Source organism: Pseudomonas sp. XP2, assembly GCF_053557975.1.
In genome coordinates, this window is sequence record NZ_JBNRIK010000003.1 from 337037 (window position 1) to 353881 (window position 16845).

17 protein-coding genes are annotated in these 16845 nt (G+C 62.5%); 11 read left to right on the plus strand and 6 right to left on the minus strand.

Annotated elements, in window-relative coordinates; genetic code table 11:
• The first annotated feature begins 280 nt into the window (after nucleotides 1-280).
• The 5 genes from ACK1VC_RS06130 (at nucleotide 281) to ACK1VC_RS06150 (ending at nucleotide 7295) form a co-directional block, all read left to right on the plus strand.
• Complete coding sequence (locus ACK1VC_RS06130; RefSeq protein ID WP_016487465.1) at nucleotides 281-1090, plus strand: gamma-glutamyl-gamma-aminobutyrate hydrolase family protein; 810 nt, start codon at nucleotides 281-283, stop codon at nucleotides 1088-1090.
• A gap of 451 nt (nucleotides 1091-1541) precedes the next feature.
• Complete coding sequence (kdgD, locus tag ACK1VC_RS06135) at nucleotides 1542-2453, plus strand: 5-dehydro-4-deoxyglucarate dehydratase (RefSeq protein ID WP_016487466.1); 912 nt, start codon at nucleotides 1542-1544, stop codon at nucleotides 2451-2453.
• A gap of 104 nt (nucleotides 2454-2557) precedes the next feature.
• Complete coding sequence (locus ACK1VC_RS06140) at nucleotides 2558-3922, plus strand: MFS transporter (protein WP_197884229.1); 1365 nt, start codon at nucleotides 2558-2560, stop codon at nucleotides 3920-3922.
• Nucleotides 3923-4001: 79 nt separating this feature from the next.
• A complete protein-coding gene (garD, locus tag ACK1VC_RS06145; protein WP_191086681.1) occupies nucleotides 4002-5555 on the plus strand; it encodes a galactarate dehydratase in 1554 nt (517 codons plus the stop codon).
• Between the two features lie 159 nt (nucleotides 5556-5714).
• Complete coding sequence (locus ACK1VC_RS06150; RefSeq protein WP_070086701.1) at nucleotides 5715-7295, plus strand: aldehyde dehydrogenase (NADP(+)); 1581 nt, start codon at nucleotides 5715-5717, stop codon at nucleotides 7293-7295.
• Between the two features lie 141 nt (nucleotides 7296-7436).
• On the opposite strand, the gene ACK1VC_RS06155 is transcribed toward ACK1VC_RS06150, so the two are convergent.
• Entirely contained in the window at nucleotides 7437-8186 is a 750-nt protein-coding gene (locus ACK1VC_RS06155) for a FadR/GntR family transcriptional regulator (protein WP_016487470.1), read from the minus strand.
• 198 nt (nucleotides 8187-8384) lie between these two features.
• Here ACK1VC_RS06155 and ACK1VC_RS06160 point away from each other — a divergent pair, with 198 nt between their 5' ends.
• Together ACK1VC_RS06160 and ACK1VC_RS06165 are read left to right on the plus strand one after the other, a co-directional pair.
• The gene (locus tag ACK1VC_RS06160) at nucleotides 8385-9035 is read left to right on the plus strand and encodes a DUF998 domain-containing protein (protein WP_102689897.1); all 651 of its coding nucleotides are present in this window, start codon (nucleotides 8385-8387) and stop codon (nucleotides 9033-9035) included.
• Between the two features lie 74 nt (nucleotides 9036-9109).
• A complete protein-coding gene (locus tag ACK1VC_RS06165) occupies nucleotides 9110-9439 on the plus strand; it encodes a hypothetical protein (protein ID WP_102689898.1) in 330 nt (109 codons plus the stop codon).
• A 166-nt stretch (nucleotides 9440-9605) separates the two neighbouring features.
• Here ACK1VC_RS06165 and ACK1VC_RS06170 read toward each other — a convergent pair whose 3' ends face one another.
• On the minus strand, nucleotides 9606-10820 hold the full coding sequence (locus ACK1VC_RS06170) for a YeeE/YedE family protein (protein ID WP_024717475.1): 1215 nt from the start codon (nucleotides 10818-10820) through the stop codon (nucleotides 9606-9608).
• A 168-nt stretch (nucleotides 10821-10988) separates the two neighbouring features.
• On the opposite strand from ACK1VC_RS06170, the gene ACK1VC_RS06175 reads away from it, so the two are divergent.
• On the plus strand, nucleotides 10989-11897 hold the full coding sequence (locus ACK1VC_RS06175; RefSeq protein ID WP_016487474.1) for a LysR family transcriptional regulator: 909 nt from the start codon (nucleotides 10989-10991) through the stop codon (nucleotides 11895-11897).
• On the opposite strand, the gene ACK1VC_RS06180 is transcribed toward ACK1VC_RS06175, so the two are convergent.
• A complete protein-coding gene (locus tag ACK1VC_RS06180) occupies nucleotides 11898-12416 on the minus strand; it encodes a DMT family transporter (RefSeq protein ID WP_060518284.1) in 519 nt (172 codons plus the stop codon).
• Between the two features lie 220 nt (nucleotides 12417-12636).
• Between ACK1VC_RS06180 and ACK1VC_RS06185 the strand changes: the two genes are divergently transcribed.
• Nucleotides 12637-13440, plus strand: a complete 804-nt coding sequence (locus tag ACK1VC_RS06185; RefSeq protein ID WP_191086682.1) for a hypothetical protein — start codon at nucleotides 12637-12639, stop codon at nucleotides 13438-13440.
• Here the strand turns inward: ACK1VC_RS06185 and ACK1VC_RS06190 are convergent.
• The 3 genes from ACK1VC_RS06190 to ACK1VC_RS06200 all read right to left on the minus strand — a co-directional run bounded on the left by ACK1VC_RS06190 (nucleotide 13406) and on the right by ACK1VC_RS06200 (nucleotide 15857).
• Entirely contained in the window at nucleotides 13406-13987 is a 582-nt protein-coding gene (locus ACK1VC_RS06190) for a hypothetical protein (RefSeq protein WP_102689901.1), read from the minus strand. The two genes, ACK1VC_RS06185 and ACK1VC_RS06190, sit on opposite strands and share 35 nt — an antisense overlap.
• Nucleotides 13988-14139: 152 nt before the next feature.
• On the minus strand, nucleotides 14140-15432 hold the full coding sequence (locus ACK1VC_RS06195) for a PQQ-dependent sugar dehydrogenase (protein ID WP_449117876.1): 1293 nt from the start codon (nucleotides 15430-15432) through the stop codon (nucleotides 14140-14142).
• Nucleotides 15429-15857: a DUF2231 domain-containing protein gene (locus tag ACK1VC_RS06200; protein WP_102689902.1), complete on the minus strand. Its 429-nt coding sequence runs from the start codon at nucleotides 15855-15857 to the stop codon at nucleotides 15429-15431. The genes ACK1VC_RS06195 and ACK1VC_RS06200 overlap by 4 nt, the downstream gene beginning before the upstream one ends.
• Before the next feature lie 166 nt (nucleotides 15858-16023).
• Between ACK1VC_RS06200 and ACK1VC_RS06205 the strand changes: the two genes are divergently transcribed.
• Entirely contained in the window at nucleotides 16024-16311 is a 288-nt protein-coding gene (locus tag ACK1VC_RS06205) for a DUF4189 domain-containing protein (protein WP_016487480.1), read from the plus strand.
• A gap of 314 nt (nucleotides 16312-16625) precedes the next feature.
• Nucleotides 16626-16845: toxin VasX (locus tag ACK1VC_RS06210; RefSeq protein ID WP_449117877.1), on the plus strand; the 220-nt coding region annotated here is incomplete at its 3' end.

Genomic DNA, 16845 nt, shown 5'->3' on the forward strand with positions numbered 1-16845 from the left:
ACCCAACTGCGTCGTTAAATATTATTGACCAACACCCCCGCCAAACCCACGCCGCCACAGGCCCGCATCGGTTTCAGCCCCCAAAAACCGGTGCATTCCCCGCACTAAAGCCCGCTCCGTCGTTTGACATATCGAACGGCTCTGGCAAGCTATCTACAAGCCCCGACCGGAATCGTCGCCTCTGACGAGCCGGCAGTGCTCGGAGCTTCAGGCTGCACCCAGGGCCCCGCGCCGTGCACCTGCACAACAACGACAGGCTGAACCTGTCCCAAGGTGACATATGTCCAACAGCAACATTGGCAACAAGCAACCTTCCCTGCGCAAACCCGTCGTCCTGATGACCATGGGCAGCCAAGAGCGCAAAGGCCATGACTATCAGGTCATGACCCACAAATACATCACCCCGCTGGTCGAATTCTCCGATTGCGTCCCGGTACTGGTGCCCACCTGCTGCGGCACTGAAGACCTCGACACCTACCTGGACATGGCCGACGGCGTGTACCTGACCGGCGCTGGCAGCAACATCGACCCGGCCCTTTACGGCCAGGAGAATGAAACCCCAGGCAAGGGCCAGGACCAGAACCGCGACCTGTTCGACATCCCGCTGGTGAAAGCGGCGATCAAGCGTGGCCTGCCGATTTTCGGTATCTGCCGTGGCATGCAGGAAATCAACGTGGCCCTGGGTGGCGACATCTACCAGAAGGTCTACGCCGAGCCTGGCTTCAACGACCACCGGGAAAACCCTGAAGACCCGGTTGAAGTGCAGTACGCCCAGGTACATGGTGTGAAGATCAAGCCGGGCAGCTGGCTGCGTGACACCCTGGGTACCGACGAAATTCGCGTCAACTCGCTGCATGGCCAAGGGCTGCGCACGCTCGGCGCCGGCATCGAAGCCATCGCACTGGCCGAAGACGGCCTGGTCGAGGCCATTCACGCCCCGAGCATTTCGCCCTTCCTGTTCGCTGTGCAGTGGCACCCGGAGTGGCAAGCTGCGAAGAACCCGGATTCGATCAAGATGTTCCAGGCCTTCGGCGATGCTTGCCGTGCCCAGGTACGCAAAGCGCAAATCAAGCGCCAGCACGCGGCCTGACCTTCAGTTTCCTCTGCTTTGATCGCGGGGCGGCGCAAGGCCGCCCCCGTATCCCCGGTCACCCTCTGCTGGTCCCAGAACACTTCCCGTGGAATCGGGCGGCGGCCTTGTGCCTGTCTCCGCGATCGTTTTTTTCCTTCCCCATAAAGAGATACGATGACTGATAGCGGATAGTCTGCCATCGGTGTCTTGCCTTGCGCCATGGTTCGCCTGCATTGGCCTCTTCGCGGGTAAACCCGCTCCCACAGGGATCGGCACAGGGGTCAAAGGGGGCGCGGTCCCTGTGGGAGCGGGTTTACCCGCGAAGAGGCCAGTACAGGTAATCCCCCTTCCTCCTTGCCTCACTGCAAAAAATCTCGCAAAGGGGACTAGTCATCGCTCAAGTTGTACGATAACTTACCTCCAACACAGAACAACACCTTCACCCAAGCGCCACAGGATGCCTACAACAATGAATCCACAAGAACTTAAATCCATCCTCTCCCACGGCCTGCTGTCTTTCCCGGTCACCGACTTCAACGCCCAGGGCGATTTCCACCAGGCTGGCTACATCAAGCGCCTGGAATGGCTGGCCCCGTATGGCGCCAGCGCCCTGTTCGCCGCGGGTGGTACCGGTGAGTTCTTCTCCCTGGCCGCCAGCGAATACAGCCAGGTGATCAAGACCGCCGTCGACACCTGCGCCACTTCTGTCCCTATCCTCGCTGGCGTGGGCGGCTCCACCCGCCAGGCCATCGAATACGCACAGGAAGCCGAGCGCCTGGGTGCCAAAGGCCTGCTGCTGCTGCCGCACTACCTGACCGAAGCCAGCCAGGACGGCGTCGCCGCCCACGTCGAAGCAGTGTGCAAATCGGTGAAGATCGGCGTGGTGGTGTACAACCGCAACGTCTGCCGCCTGAATGCCGACCTGCTGGAAAAACTGGCCGAGCGCTGCCCGAACCTGATCGGCTACAAGGATGGCCTGGGTGATATCGAGCTGATGGTGTCGATCCGTCGCCGCCTGGGCGAGCGTTTCAGCTATCTGGGCGGCCTGCCGACCGCCGAAGTGTATGCTGCCGCCTACAAGGCCCTGGGCGTACCGGTGTACTCCTCCGCCGTGTTCAACTTCGTGCCGAAGACCGCCATGGACTTCTACAACGCCATCGCCCGTGACGACCACGCTGCCGTGGCCAAACTGATCGACGATTTCTTCCTGCCGTACCTGGACATCCGCAACCGCAAGGCCGGCTACGCCGTAAGCATCGTCAAGGCCGGTGCCAAAATTGCCGGTTACGACGCTGGCCCGGTGCGTACGCCGCTGACCGACCTCACCGCAGAAGAGTACGAGATGCTCGCCGCGCTGATGGACAAGATGGGCCCGCAGTAAGCGTTGCCCGCGGCCTGCCACCTGCCGCGCCCGGAGTGGGCCAGCCCCGCTCCGGTTACAATTCGTGAGCCCGCACAAAAATAACTAGTGGGAGTATTGCCAGCATGCAAGCGACTAAGAAGACGCATGTGCGCTACCTGATCCTGTTCATGCTGTTTCTGGTGACCACGATCAACTATGCCGACCGCGCTACCATTGCTATCGCAGGTTCCAGCCTGCAGAAAGATCTCGGCATTGACGCCGTAACCCTCGGTTATATCTTTTCCGCCTTTGGATGGGCTTACGTGGCTGGCCAGATTCCTGGTGGCTGGCTGCTCGATCGCTTCGGTTCCAAAAACGTTTACGCTTTCAGCATCTTCACCTGGTCGCTGTTTACCCTGCTGCAGGGGTTTGTCGGTGGCCTGCCGGTTGCCTGGGCTGTCGTCACCCTCTTCACCCTGCGCTTTCTGGTCGGTTTCGCCGAAGCCCCGTCGTTCCCGGGCAACGCGCGCATCGTCGCCGCCTGGTTCCCGACGCAGGAGCGCGGCACTGCCTCAGCCATTTTCAACTCGGCGCAGTACTTTGCCACTGCGCTGTTCGCCCCGATCATGGGCTGGATCGTGTTCAGCTTCGGCTGGGAGCACGTGTTCGTGGTCATGGGTGTGCTGGGCATCATCTTCTCGATGGTGTGGCTGAAAACCATTTACAACCCTCGCCAACACCCACGCATCAGCCAAAGCGAGCTCGAACACATCGAGCAGAACGGTGGCCTGGTGGACATGGACCAGAAGCGCGGCAACGCCGGCCCGAAATGGGGCTACATCAAGCAACTGCTGACCAGCCGCATGCTGCTGGGCGTGTATCTGGGTCAGTACTGCATCAACGCCATCACCTACTTCTTCCTCACCTGGTTCCCCGTGTACCTTGTGCAGGAACGTGGCATGACCATCCTCAAGGCCGGCTTCATCGCCTCCCTGCCGGCGGTCTGCGGTTTCATTGGTGGCGTGCTGGGGGGCGTGATCTCCGACTGGCTGCTGCGCCGGGGCAACTCGCTGACCTTCTCGCGCAAACTGCCCATCGTGTGCGGCCTGCTGCTGTCGACCACCATGGTGTTCTGCAACTATGTGGGTGCCGAGTGGATGGTGGTTGGTTTCATGACCCTGGCGTTCTTCGGTAAAGGCATTGGCGCGCTGGGCTGGGCGGTGGTGGCAGATACCTCGCCGAAGCAGATCGCCGGGCTGTCCGGTGGCCTGTTCAATACGTTCGGCAACATCGCCTCGATCACCACCCCTATCGTGATCGGCTACATCATCAGCGCCACCGGCTCGTTCAAGTGGGCACTGGTGTACGTGGGCGCCAACGCCCTGGTAGCGGTGTTCAGCTACCTGGTGATCGTCGGCCCGATCAAGCGTATCGAGCTGCGCGACGATGCCCCAAAGCCACAGGCTGAGCCTGCCGCCAACGGCGAACTGGCCAGCTCGCGTCACTGAGTGAACACGCCCGCACCGATGCAACCGGTGCGGGCGGATGTACAAAAAAGCCTGAGAACCTGACAAGTAGGGCCCAAACATGCAGTTGATCGAACATTCCGACTCGCCACGCTACGTTCGCCTGCACGACGACGATAACGTCGTGGTGGTGGTCAACGACGGCGGCCTGGGCGAAGGTGCCCGCTTTGCCGACGGCCTGACCCTGGTCGAAGGGGTGCCACAAAGCCACAAGGTGGCCACCGTGGCCATCGCCAAAGGTGAGCCGGTGCGCCGCTATGGGCAAATCATTGGCTACGCGCTGGAAGACCTGCACCAGGGCAGCTGGGTGCAGGAAAGCCAACTGGCCATGCCGTCCGCCCCGGAGCTGGACAGCCTGCCGCGCTGCGATGCCGTCCCATACCCGCTGCCGCCGCTCGAAGGCTTCACGTTCGAAGGCTACCGCAACGCCGACGGCACCGTCGGCACCCGCAACATCCTCGGTATCACCACCACCGTGCAGTGCGTGACCGGCGTGCTCGAGCATGCGGTCAAGCGTATTCGCAGTGAACTGCTGCCCAAGTACCCCAATGTCGATGACGTGGTAGCCATCACCCACAGCTACGGCTGCGGGGTGGCCATCAACGCGCGCGATGCCTACATCCCGATCCGCACCGTGCGCAACCTGGCGCGCAACCCCAACCTGGGTGGCGAGGCGCTGGTCATCAGCCTGGGCTGCGAAAAGCTGCAGGCCGGCCAGGTGATGCACGAAAACGACCCTTCGGTAGACCTCAGCGACCCGTGGCTGTACCGCCTGCAGGACGCCAGCCTGGGCTTTGTGGAAATGATCGAGCAGATCATGGCGCTGGCCGAAACCCGACTGAAGAAACTTGACCAGCGCCGCCGCGAAACCGTACCGGCCAGCGAGTTGATCCTTGGCATGCAGTGCGGTGGCAGCGACGCCTTCTCGGGCATCACCGCCAACCCCGCGCTGGGCTACGCCGCCGACTTGCTGGTACGCGCCGGCGCCACCGTGCTGTTCTCCGAAGTGACCGAGGTGCGCGACGCCATCTACATGCTGACCTCACGTGCCGAAAACCAGGAGGTCGCCGGCGCCCTGATCCGCGAAATGGACTGGTACGACCGCTACCTGCAACAAGGCGCCGCCGACCGCAGCGCCAACACGACGCCGGGCAACAAAAAAGGTGGCCTGTCCAATATCGTCGAGAAGTCGCTGGGGTCCATCGTCAAGTCCGGCAGTGGCGCTATTCAGGGCGTGCTCGGCCCAGGCGAGCGGGTAACGCGCAAGGGCTTGATTTTCTGCGCCACCCCGGCCAGCGACTTTGTCTGCGGCACCCTGCAACTGGCCGCCGGCATGAACCTGCATGTGTTCACCACTGGCCGAGGCACGCCCTACGGGCTGGCCATGGCGCCAGTGGTCAAGGTGTGCACGCGCAGCGAACTGGCCCAGCGTTGGCCCGACCTGATCGATATTGACGCCGGGCGCATCGCCACAGGGCGTTCGAGCATCGAAGAGCTGGGCTGGGAACTGTTCCATTACTACCTGGACGTAGCCAGCGGCCGCAAGCAGACCTGGGCCGAGCAGCACCGCCTGCACAACGACATCACCCTGTTCAACCCGGCACCGATTACCTGATGCCCCAGGGGTTGCTGGACCATAGAACCAACCCCTTCCCTGTGGGAGCGGGCATGCCCGCGAACACCGGCAAAGCCGGTGCCATACACCGGGTTGCCTGCTTCGCGGGCACGCCCGCTCCCACAGTCCAATTTCCCGTCAGCCAACAGGAGCACCCCAATGCCTGAAATCCTCGGCCACAACTTCATCGCCGGCCAGCGCAGCGCCGCTGGCACTCAGCGCCTGCAGAGCCTGGACGCCAGCACTGGCGAAGCCCTGCCCTACAGCTTCGCTCAAGCCAGCGAAGCTGAAGTAGACCAGGCCGCCAAGGCCGCCGCTGCCGCCTTCGCTGAGTTCCGCCAACTGGCCCCGGCCCGCCGCGCCGAATTCCTCGACGCCATCGCCGCCGAACTGGACGAGCTGGACGACGCCTTCGTCGCCATCGTCTGCCGCGAGACCGCCCTGCCCGCCGCCCGTATTCAAGGCGAGCGTGGGCGCACCAGTGGCCAGATGCGCCTGTTCGCCCAGGTATTGCGCCGTGGCGATTTCCTCGGTGCACGTATCGACCTGGCCTTGCCAGAGCGCCAGCCGATACCGCGCGTGGACCTGCGCCAGATGCGCATTGGCGTCGGCCCGGTCGCCGTGTTCGGTGCCAGTAACTTCCCGCTAGCCTTCTCTACCGCCGGCGGCGATACCGCTGCGGCGCTGGCCGCCGGTTGCCCGGTGGTGTTCAAGGCGCACAGCGGCCATATGGCCACTGCCGACCTTGTCGGGTGCGCCATCGTGCGCGCCGCCGAGCGCACCGGCATGCCCAAGGGTGTGTTCAACATGGTATTCGGTGGCGGTGTAGGCGAGTGGCTGGTCAAGCACCCGGCCATCCAGGCCGTCGGCTTCACCGGCTCGCTCAAGGGCGGCGACGCCTTGTGCCGCATGGCCGCCGAGCGCCCACAGCCGATTCCTGTGTTTGCCGAGATGTCCAGCATCAACCCGGTCATCATCCTGCCAGCCGCCCTGGCCAAACGTGGCGAGGCCATCGCCCGCGAACTGGCAGGCTCGGTGTGCATGGGTGCCGGCCAGTTCTGCACCAACCCTGGGTTGGTGATCGGCCTGCAATCACCACAGTACAGCCAGCTACTGGCCGACCTTGGCCAGCATCTGGACCAGCAGGCTGGGCAAACCATGCTCAACGCAGGGGGCTTGCGCAGCTACGTGGGAGGGCTTGAGCACCTGCAGGCCCATGCCGGTATCGAGCACCTGGCCGGCCAGCCGCAAGAAGGCAACCAGGCCCGCGCCCAGCTGTTCAAGGCCGATGCCCGCCTGCTGGTCGAGTCTGATCCGCTGCTGCAGGAGGAAGTGTTCGGCCCAACCACCGTGGCCGTAGAAGTGCAGGACAACGACCAACTGCGCAACGCCCTGCTGGGCCTGCGTGGCCAGCTGACCGCTACCCTGATCGGCGAAGCGGAAGATTTCGAGGCCTACGCCTGGCTGGTGCCGCTGCTGGAGGAGAAAGTCGGACGCATCCTGATCAATGGCTACCCGACTGGTGTCGAAGTAAGTGATGCCATGGTCCACGGTGGGCCTTACCCTGCGACCTCGGATGCCCGCGGTACCTCGGTGGGTACCTTGGCCATCGACCGCTTCCTGCGCCCGGTGTGTTACCAGAACTACCCGCAGGCCCTGCTGCCTGAAGCCTTGCGCGACGGAAACCCATTGGGGCTGCGCCGCCTGGTGAATGGGCAATGGAGTGACCAGGCGATCTGACCGAACGCCTGAAACAACAAAGCCCCGCATATGGCGGGGCTTTTCTTTGGGCTTTAGCGCCCTGCTACACCCTCAAGGATATGCAGATCCCAGTGGGAGCGGCCGTGCCCGCGAAGAGGCCAGTACCGGCGACCAAAGGTCTCAGACCCCCTGCGCCTCAGCCTCTTCATGCACCTGACGCAAGCGCTCACGGCTATTGCTCAGGTGCATGCGCATGGCCATTTTTGCCCCCTCACTGTCACGCCGGGCGATTGCTTCATAAATGGCCTCGTGCTCATGCATCAAGCGGCTCATGTAGTGCGCCTGGTCATCATGCGCCAACCGCGCAGAGTTCACCCGGGTACGCGGGATGATGCTGGTACCCAAGTGGTTGATGATATCGGCAAAGTAGTGGTTGCCGCTGGCCTGGGCAATGCGCAGGTGGAACTGGAAGTCCGCCGAGACCGCATCATTGGCATGGGCCGCCCCTTCATTGAGTTCGTCCAGCGCCGCGCGCATGCCCGCCAGCTCTTCATCACTGCGCCGCTGCGCCGCCAGGCCCGCCGATTCGATCTCCAGCGCAATACGCAATTCCAGCACCGCCAGCACTTCACGCAGGGTGACCACAGTCGCCGGGTCGATGCGAAAGCCCCCCGAAGCGGGCGCGTCCAGCACGAACGTACCGATCCCATGGCGTGTCTCGACCTGCCCGGCCGCCTGCAGCCGCGAGATCGCCTCACGCACCACGGTGCGGCTCACGCCCTCTTCAACCATGATCTGCGATTCGGTCGGCAGCTTGTCGCCACGCTTGAGCTGGCCACTGCGAATGCGTTCGGTCAGCACTGTGACCAGTTCCTGGGCCAGACTACGCGGCTTGCGCCGGGTCCTTGCCTGTACCTGCTGCTCTGTCATTGCCCTGTATTTCACCTTGGAAGACAGCGCTCATCATAGCGCAAGCAGTTGTACGATCACATACACCCGGTGCGGTATTTATTGCTCCTGCTTGCACCCCTCGCCCATGGAAAAACCGGTACAAGCGCTGGCCCAGAGCCCGCACAAGCCTGTACTGTGCGCCTTTGCGCTCACTCATCCATGGAAGGAAAATGCAGCATGAAACCTCTCGACCGTCTGTTGCTCGCCAGCGGCCTGCTGATACCCCTGTGGTTGCTGGCAGGTGTGTGGCTCACCGCCCAGGCTTACCCCGGCTATGACCACCTGCAACAGGCCATGAGCCAGCTCGGCGCCGTAGGCGCGCCCACCCACAGCTGGTCACCACTGGCCAACAACTTCCCCCTGGCGGCCCTGTTCGCGCTGTTTGCCTGGGGCCTGGCGCGGCGCTGGCGTGGATCGAAACTGGCACTGTTGAGTGCGGCCCTGGTGTTGCTGCATGGTGTTGGCAGCCTGGGCACCGGCTGGTTCCCCTGTGACCAGGGTTGCGCACCGGCGCAGCCGTCCATCTCGCAGCAACTGCATAACCTGTTTGGCTTGCTGATGTTCCTCTCGCTGACCCTGGCCAGTGCCCTGTGGGCGTGGCTGGGTAATCGCATTGCAGGCTCGCGGGCCCTGGCGCTGTGCTCGCTGGCCTGCGTGGTGCTGGCGATCATTACCGTCGCACTGATGGGCCAGGCAGCACAAAACGGCCAGCTGTTCGGCCTGTATCAACGGCTGAACTATGGTGTGTCGGTGATTTGGGCGGCCAGCTTGGCCTGGGCAAGCCTGCGCACGCCAGCCGCCAGCCCGCTGCGCATGGCGGTGATCTGACGGCAAATTGCTGGCCCCCTGCATCGCAAAGCGAAGGCAAACTTCGTTCTCCTTCAGATGCTTAGGACAGCAACATGCGAGTAATTCTAGCAACCATGGCCGGGTGCCTGCTGGCCACGCTGGCTTTTGGCGCCCAGGCCCGGGCGCTGAGCCAGAACGATCGCCACACCTGCGGCTGGGGTGCGCAGATCGCCGCCGACGCCCAGCAGGCCAAGCTTTCCGGGGTGACCCTGTATGCCACGCGCAAGAAGCTGCAGGTACGCAAATTCCCCAAACCCTGGATGCGCATGACCGCCTTCGGTATTACCGAGCAGACCTACAACAGCCGCTCGCGGCTCAAGCCTGCCGCGATCAGGCAGACTTACTATGAGCAGTGTATCCAGCACGCTCTTGCCAAAAGATAAATTGCTATTTATCAATAGGTTATCGACGAAATATAAAGTGGTTTTCGAGCACCCTCGATCGCGACCAGTGTGACGCTGCCCAGCCACACGACTGGGCAGCAGACGTTGGATACTCAGGCGAAGTGCAGATGATTTCTGCACCGCTTGCAGCAATTCACGCAGTGCCTCAGCAGCCCGTCAGCACCGCCGGGCGCCGCTCACCCGCGAAAAACAACGGGCGAAGACGCACGCCGATCAGATTACCGGCGTAAGCCGCCACCAGCCACAGCCAGCCATGCACGCTGCCCGAGGCTATGCCACTGAAATACGCACCGATATTGCAGCCATAGGCCAGCCGCGAACCGTAGCCCAACAGCAGGCCGCCGATGACTGCGGCAAGCAGCGACGGCAACGGGATTTTCAGGCTTGGCGCAAAGCGCCCCGCCAGGCCAGCCGCCAGCAGCGCACCCAGCACGATGCCCAGGTCCATCACCGTGGTGATGTCTTGCCACAACGGTGAGGCCAACGCCTTGGCATTGGCCGGCGCCTGCCAGAACACCCAGCTGCCGACATCCACGCCCAGGCCGTTGAGGGTTTTGGCCCCCCACAAGGCGAAGGCCGAAGTAATGCCCCACGGCCGCCCCGCCAGCGCCAGGGTCGCGTAGTTGAGCAGTGCCAGGGCAATGGCGCCCCACAGCAACGGCCAGGGGCCACGCAGGAAGCGCCGCAGGCCCTGGTGCTCGCTGGCAACTGGCGCTTCCAGCGCGCCGTGCCGGCGCTTTTCCAGCAGCACGGTGACCCAGGCAATCAGCCCGAACACTGCCAGGCTCACCAGCAGCGCCGGCCCCATACCCCAAACCTGCACGAGCGAGGTTGCCGGGAAAGACGGCAAGGCAAACCACCAGTCGGCATGATGGGTGGCGGTTACAGAACCCATGATGAAGAACAGCAAGGTCACAAGCATGCGCGCATTACCACCGCCCACGGTGAACAATGTGCCCGATGCGCAACCACCACCCAGTTGCATGCCGATGCCGAAGATGAACGCCCCGAACACTACCGAAACACCCGCCGGGGCCACCAGGCCGGTGACCGGGTTACCGAGCAGGCTGCCAGCTGACAATGCGGGAAAGAACAGCAGCACGGCCAGGGCCAGCATGACCATCTGTGCCCGCAGGCCTGCTCCGCGACGCTCGGTGATGAACACCCGCCAGGCCGAGGTGAAGCCGAAGGCGGCGTGATACAAGGTCAGGCCGAGCGCTGCGCCGACCAGCAGAAGCAATACCTGCTTGAAGCCGGCATTCAAATTGAGGAACCAGGCGCCAGCCAACAGTAAGGCCAAGGCGATCATAGGCGCGCCCTGGCGACGCGGTTCAGGTGTGGCAGTTGCGCAAAGACCCATCGGAGTACTCGGATAACAGTAAAACGGGCGAGGAGTATAACCCTAACGGTTAACGCAATCCTTGCAAGAGCGGCCTTGTGTCGCGATGGGCCGCAACGCGACCCCGGCGATATGCAAGGCTTGTTAAGCTAATAAAGACCCCTGGAATGCACCAAGGCCATTTACCCCATGGATGAACTGCGCAAGATCGACCTCAACCTGCTGCTCGCCCTGCATGCCCTGCTCAGCGAAAAGCACGTGACCCGTGCCGCCCTGCGGCTGCACCGCAGCCAACCGGCGGTCAGCCACGCGTTGGCGCAGCTGCGCAAACACTTCGACGACCCCTTGCTGGTACGCCAAGGCGGCGGCATGGCCCTCACCGCCCGTGCCCAGTCGCTGGTAAAACCGCTGCAGGATGCGTTGACCCATCTCAACGGCCTGCTGGCCACGCCCCAGTTCGACCCAGCCAGAGCCCAGCGCCGTTTCCGGCTGTCACTGTCCGACTACTCCTCACGCATCATCCTGCCACCCCTATTGCGCCACCTGCGTCAGATCGCACCTGGGGTGGACCTGGCCATCAGCCAGGCCAGCCGTGAAACCATGCTGGCCCAACTGCTCGATGGCGAACTGGACCTGGCACTGGGCCTGTTCCCGGAGCTGCCTCAGGACATCACCGCCCAGCCCCTGTTTGCCGACCATTTCATCAGTGTTGCCGATCGCCAGGTGTTGCCCGCCAGCGGCAGCCTGGCCCTGACAGACTGGCTGGCACGCCCGCATGTGCTGATGGCCATGCGCCCGGATGCCTTCGACGAAATAGAGCGCGCTCTGGCAGCATCAGGCCTGCGCCGCCGTATCGCCTTGGCCTTGCCACACTGGAGCGCGGCAGTAGAGGTACTCGCTGGCACCGACCTGATCCTCACAGTGGCCAGCCGCGCGGTAGGGTCGTTGCGCCAGCACAAGACGCTGCGCCAGTTCACGCCGCCACTGACCATTCCCTCGTTCGACTACCAGCAGGCCTGGCACAGCCGCAAGGACAGCGACCCCGGGCACCGCTGGCTGCGCGAAACCGTGTGGGCCTGCAGCCAGCCGGGACGCTGATCAGCCTTCTGGCTGCTTTACCGTGGTGATTGCACTGGTCGCTGGCGCCGTCGCCCAGGTGCCTTGAACCAACAGCACGCCACACAGGATCAGCACTACACCTGCCACCCTGGCCAGGCTCAGCGGCTTGCCACCCAGCCCCATCACCCCGTAGTGGTCGGCGAGCACTGCCGTGATGATCTGCCCAGCCACCACCAGCACCAAAAAACCCGCTGCGCCCAGCTTGGGCGTAAGCGCCGCAGCGCCCGCCACATACATGGCCCCCAGCACACCCCCGATCCATAGCCACCACGGCCCCTGCAGGGCCTTGCCCAGCTCTGGTACGGGAACCCTGAGGATCAACAGCGCGGCGATTACCACTAGCGAACTCACGGTCAACGATGTGAATGCCCCCCACAACCAATGCCCCAGGGCACGGCCCACGGCAGCATTACCTGCGGCCTGAAACGGCAATACCGCCCCGGCAAGCAACGCCAAGGCAAAGGGAAGCAGCAGTAGGCACAGGGTTTTACTGAACATGGCAGTCCTCATTGCTGAAACATATTGAAGCCATGATCGAAAATTCCCTCCATCTATGGAAATCGAAACCCTGCACACACCTTATTCGCCAGGCGCATATGCGAGTCCGTTTTTTGCCCATGAGCTAGGATACTGTGCTGTCGCGAAACCCCAGGGGCCATACGGGCACGGGTCACAGCAGCAAGAAAAAACAAACACCTGATGTGATGGAACACATTCGATGACTGATGAACGCAAAAACCTGATTGATCACGGGCAGTTGCCAACCCGCAACCTCGCCGAATGCCTGGCAGTAAATCAGGCCACCCTGGTCGGCTCATTGGCCAGCCTGCTACCCGACACACTGGTCGAACAGTTGCTCGCCTGTGCTGAAGCAGCAGCGACGCTGGGCCTTTCCAAGAAAATCGCAACCATTGGCCTTGAGCTGGGGCACTGGTTGGAACAAGCTTCCTCGCCAATCCGCCAGCACGTATTCGAACAATGCAGCTCGCATGTTTCCGATACCGTGCGCAGCTGGGCCGCCTTTGCCCAAGTGCATCTGTCGCGCACGCAGGCGCTGGAGCCAGCGCTACTGGCTCAGTTGCGGTTTGCCCGCGATGAGCATTTTGGCGTGCGCGAGTGGGCCTGGATCGCCCTGCGTCCGCGCCTGGTCCAGGAGTTGGGGACTGCGCTCACCCTGCTCGGCCAGCATGCCGGCGATGCGGACCCGCTGGTAAGGCGCTTCTGCATCGAGGTGCTGCGCCCCCGTGGGGTCTGGTGCGAGCACATCACCGCACTCAAGCAGACGCCTGAAGCGGCCGAGCCAATGCTGGTACCGCGCCTGGCAGAAGCCGACAAGTACGCCCAGGACTCAGTCGCCAACTGGCTCAATGACGCCAGCAAGACCCGCCCGGACTGGGTGATTCAGCTGTTCGTACAGCATCCGCCGTCATGCAAGGCATCACGACGGATCCATTTACGGGCAACCCGTAGCCTGTCTCGGTCAATAGTCAGCGCGACGTTTCGACGCGCAGCACTTCGGTAAAGATCGCATCGACCGTCTGGCCGACCTCGAGATTACTCATGCGCGCCTGTAATTCCGGGTTTTCGACCTTGACCACCTGCAGCTTGCCCTCAGGTGGCAGCAGGCTCACTTCGTGCGTCTTGAGGTCGATCTTCTTGATCTGCGAGGTGACCCGGACCTGGCGGAATGCCTCGCCACCCGGGTTGGGGTTCTGCGCTGTGGCGCGAATGGTGCCGGACTCCTCGGTGGCCTTCGGCGCCCCACCCACATCGGTGTTGAGCACATAGGCCACGGCGCGGGTAACAAAGATATCGACCTTGTCCCCGACCTTGAGGTTAGGCAGGGCCTTGGCCTGATCCGTGAGCTGGAACGTCACATCCGCTTTGTTATCAGGGCCTTTCACCGTGACCTGGCGGTTGGCCTGGTCGATAGCTGTAACCTGCGTGGTGACATGGCTTTCCAGTGCCTCACTGGCAATCGGAATATCGGCAGCGTACGCCGTAAAGCTGGCAGCGGATGCCAGCGTGGCCAAGGCAACAGCACGAGCGAGAGAGCGAATCGGGTTCATAGACCTGCTTCCATGTGATCAAGCAAAAAAGGGCGCGAATTGTTCACGCGCCAACAAGCATAGACGGTGCCCGCAACCCTGCCGGCGCCAGTTACCTCACCGGCTCCTGGGTGAACCCACCCCCACGGGGGTGGATCCGGTCACACCGCTGCTCAACGGTTACGCGTCACCCGCCATACCGTATTGGCCAGGTCATCGGCAATGATCAACGCCCCACGCGGGTTCACAGTAACGCCCACCGGCCGCCCACGCGTCTTGCCATCCTCGCCGCGGAAGCCCGTGGCAAAGTCGATGGGCGCCCCTGCCGGCCTGCCATTGCTGAACGGCACGAATATCACCTTGTAGCCCACCGGATCGGGCCGGTTCCAGCTGCCGTGCTCGCCCACGAACACCCCGTCGGCAAACTCCTTGCCCATGGCCGGGATCGAGAAGTCGACACCCAATGCAGCCACATGCGAGCCCAGGCTGTAGTCCGGCTTGATCGCCGCAGCCACCTTGGCCGGGTTTTGCGGCCGCACCCGATCATCTACATTCTGCCCCCAGTAGCTGTAAGGCCAACCATAGAAGCCACCTTCGCGCACCGAAGTGAGGTAGTCCGGTACCAAGTCGGGGCCCAGCTCATCGCGCTCGTTAACCACCGTCCACAACTGCCCGGTCTGCGGCTGAATGGTCAATGCCGTCGGGTTGCGCAAGCCGGTGGCGTAAGGCCGGTGCGCCCCGGTTTCGGCATCGACCTGCCAGACCATCGCCCGATCGATCTCCACCTCCAGGCCGCGCTCGGTGATGTTGCTGTTCGAGCCGATCCCCACATACAGGTAGCGACCATCAGGGCTGATCGTCAGCGCCTTGGTCCAGTGATGGTTGATCTCGGCCGGCAGGTCGGTGACCTTGGATGGCGGGCCGTCTGCCTGGGTCTGGCCATCCTTGTAGTCGAAACGCACCAGCGCATCCTGGTTGGCCACATACAGCTTGCCGTTGGCAAAGGCCAGGCCATACGGTGCGTTGAGGTTTTCCGCGAACACGGTCTGCACTTCATAGGTGCCATCGCCGTCGGCATCGCACAACAGGGTCAGGCGGTTGCCACCTTTGACCTGCGTATTGCCCTTGGCCTTGATCTGGCTGGCGATCACATCCTTGGGCTTGAGCTTGGCCGCGCTGCCGCCCCTGCCCTCGGCCACCAGGATGTCGCCATTGGGCAGCACCAGGCTCTGCCGCGGAATCTTCAGGTCAGTGGCAATGGCTGTGACATTGAAACCCTCCGGCACGGTCGGTTTCTGCTCGCCCCAGGCCACCGGCTGGGCAATCTTCATGCTCGGCAACAAGCCGCGCTGCGGCTCGGGCAACTTGGGGTCCGGACCATGGGCCTGGGTACGCTCGCCGTCACCACCACAGGCACTCAGCAACACCGCCATGCTCAACAGGCTCAATGCATGCAAAGGCTTCATGCAGCACCTCCCGAGCGCAGGTTGCTCAATCCGGTCCAGGCAGCCACTACCGAGAGCACGGTCACGATCACCGACAACACCAGCCCCGACGGCATCACCGCCCAGGCGTCCTTGGCGTGCTCGAACGCATTGATCAAGCCGAGCACCCAGGTCACCAGCAGCAGCACGAAGTACAGCATGGCGCGCCCGCCCTTGCGTTCGGCGCGGACCAGGTTTGCCAGCGCGAACAACAGTGCCAGCCCGCAGAACACCAAGGCACCGGCAATCAGCCAGGCGGCGAAGTTGCTCCACTGGATCTGGTAGCTGTTGAAGTAGGCGATATCGCTCAGCAGTGCGCCAAGGAACAACGGCACACTGCCTGCCAGCAGCAGGGCGTGCAGCGGGCTGGGCGTACAGCGGTAGAGGGTTTGGTCAGTAGCGGTCACAGTGCCTCCTTTTCATTCAGTGACCCAGGGGGCTGATGGGCTTGCGCCATCAGGTGAGCGCAAGGTGCGCTTAGCAAAGGAGCCCCTTCGCGACGCGATAGTTCACCGCTTCGCTACAATGAAATATCCTGCAAGGCATTTGCTGCCAAGCGCAGAAGGGGAACACGTGAGCAGACCAAACGCATACTGGGCCCTGACCACCCTGCTCGCCCTCAGCCTGGCGCTCACCGCTGGTTGCTCCAGCAAAGGCAGCAAGGCGCGCTACGCCACGCCTGCAGTAGGCTCCAACTGCTTCGCCAAAGCCGTACCCACGACTGGCGAAGGCGGCCTGGCCTGGGGCAATACCCTGAGCATTGCGCGGCAAAAATCCATGAACAATTGCATACGCTATGCCGGCCGCTCGGGGGGCGCACCTCGAACTTGCCAAGTAGTGATGGCCAAGTGCAAGAACTGAAAGTTTAACGACCGCCTAATATGTAAGACAACTCCTACAGAAAAGGTCAAACTTTCCACTTATAAAACCACGCTCGCGGAACACAAAAACATTCAAATAAAATATTACACTTTCAGCCTCGACCAAGAAGCAGAAATCGAGGCATTGTCTGTCGCCTGAGCCTTAACAAGCCGATCGTTTTTTCATCTCCTGAAACAAGGAAGATATTTCCTACAGCATTAGCCTCAGCCAACTCTTCCAGTCGTTATTTGCACTGGAACAGGCCGTTCTACGCGTTTGGTCTGAAAAGACTGCTCTCTGAGCAAGGAACTCGCATGAGCAATTCTTCCGTTAGCAGCGCCACTTCCGGTCCCGCCTGTACTGCACGCATCCCCATCCTGCCAGTGCGCTATGCCATCGTGCCACGCACCGGCGACACGCCCGCCTGCCGCTATGCCAGTGCGGGTTTCAATTTGGAACAAAGCTTCCCCCCGCTGCAACACTCTGCCTACACCCTGCGCGCTTTGCGCCCGGGTTATGTCTACGTGTTCATGA

What these genes read in the sequence shown, in the direction of transcription:
- ACK1VC_RS06195 (WP_449117876.1), bottom strand. Translation starts at nt 15,432, where the DNA reads ATGAAGCCTTTGCATGCATTGAGCCTGTTGAGCATGGCGGTGTTGCTG.
- ACK1VC_RS06190 (WP_102689901.1), bottom strand. Translation starts at nt 13,987, where the DNA reads ATGAACCCGATTCGCTCTCTCGCTCGTGCTGTTGCCTTGGCCACGCTG.
- ACK1VC_RS06165 (WP_102689898.1), top strand. Translation starts at nt 9,110, where the DNA reads ATGCGAGTAATTCTAGCAACCATGGCCGGGTGCCTGCTGGCCACGCTG.
- ACK1VC_RS06185 (WP_191086682.1), top strand. Translation starts at nt 12,637, where the DNA reads ATGACTGATGAACGCAAAAACCTGATTGATCACGGGCAGTTGCCAACC.
- kdgD (WP_016487466.1), top strand. Translation starts at nt 1,542, where the DNA reads ATGAATCCACAAGAACTTAAATCCATCCTCTCCCACGGCCTGCTGTCT.
- ACK1VC_RS06140 (WP_197884229.1), top strand. Translation starts at nt 2,558, where the DNA reads ATGCAAGCGACTAAGAAGACGCATGTGCGCTACCTGATCCTGTTCATG.
- garD (WP_191086681.1), top strand. Translation starts at nt 4,002, where the DNA reads ATGCAGTTGATCGAACATTCCGACTCGCCACGCTACGTTCGCCTGCAC.
- ACK1VC_RS06155 (WP_016487470.1), bottom strand. Translation starts at nt 8,186, where the DNA reads ATGACAGAGCAGCAGGTACAGGCAAGGACCCGGCGCAAGCCGCGTAGT.
- ACK1VC_RS06175 (WP_016487474.1), top strand. Translation starts at nt 10,989, where the DNA reads ATGGATGAACTGCGCAAGATCGACCTCAACCTGCTGCTCGCCCTGCAT.
- ACK1VC_RS06180 (WP_060518284.1), bottom strand. Translation starts at nt 12,416, where the DNA reads ATGTTCAGTAAAACCCTGTGCCTACTGCTGCTTCCCTTTGCCTTGGCG.
- ACK1VC_RS06150 (WP_070086701.1), top strand. Translation starts at nt 5,715, where the DNA reads ATGCCTGAAATCCTCGGCCACAACTTCATCGCCGGCCAGCGCAGCGCC.
- ACK1VC_RS06160 (WP_102689897.1), top strand. Translation starts at nt 8,385, where the DNA reads ATGAAACCTCTCGACCGTCTGTTGCTCGCCAGCGGCCTGCTGATACCC.
- ACK1VC_RS06130 (WP_016487465.1), top strand. Translation starts at nt 281, where the DNA reads ATGTCCAACAGCAACATTGGCAACAAGCAACCTTCCCTGCGCAAACCC.
- ACK1VC_RS06170 (WP_024717475.1), bottom strand. Translation starts at nt 10,820, where the DNA reads ATGGGTCTTTGCGCAACTGCCACACCTGAACCGCGTCGCCAGGGCGCG.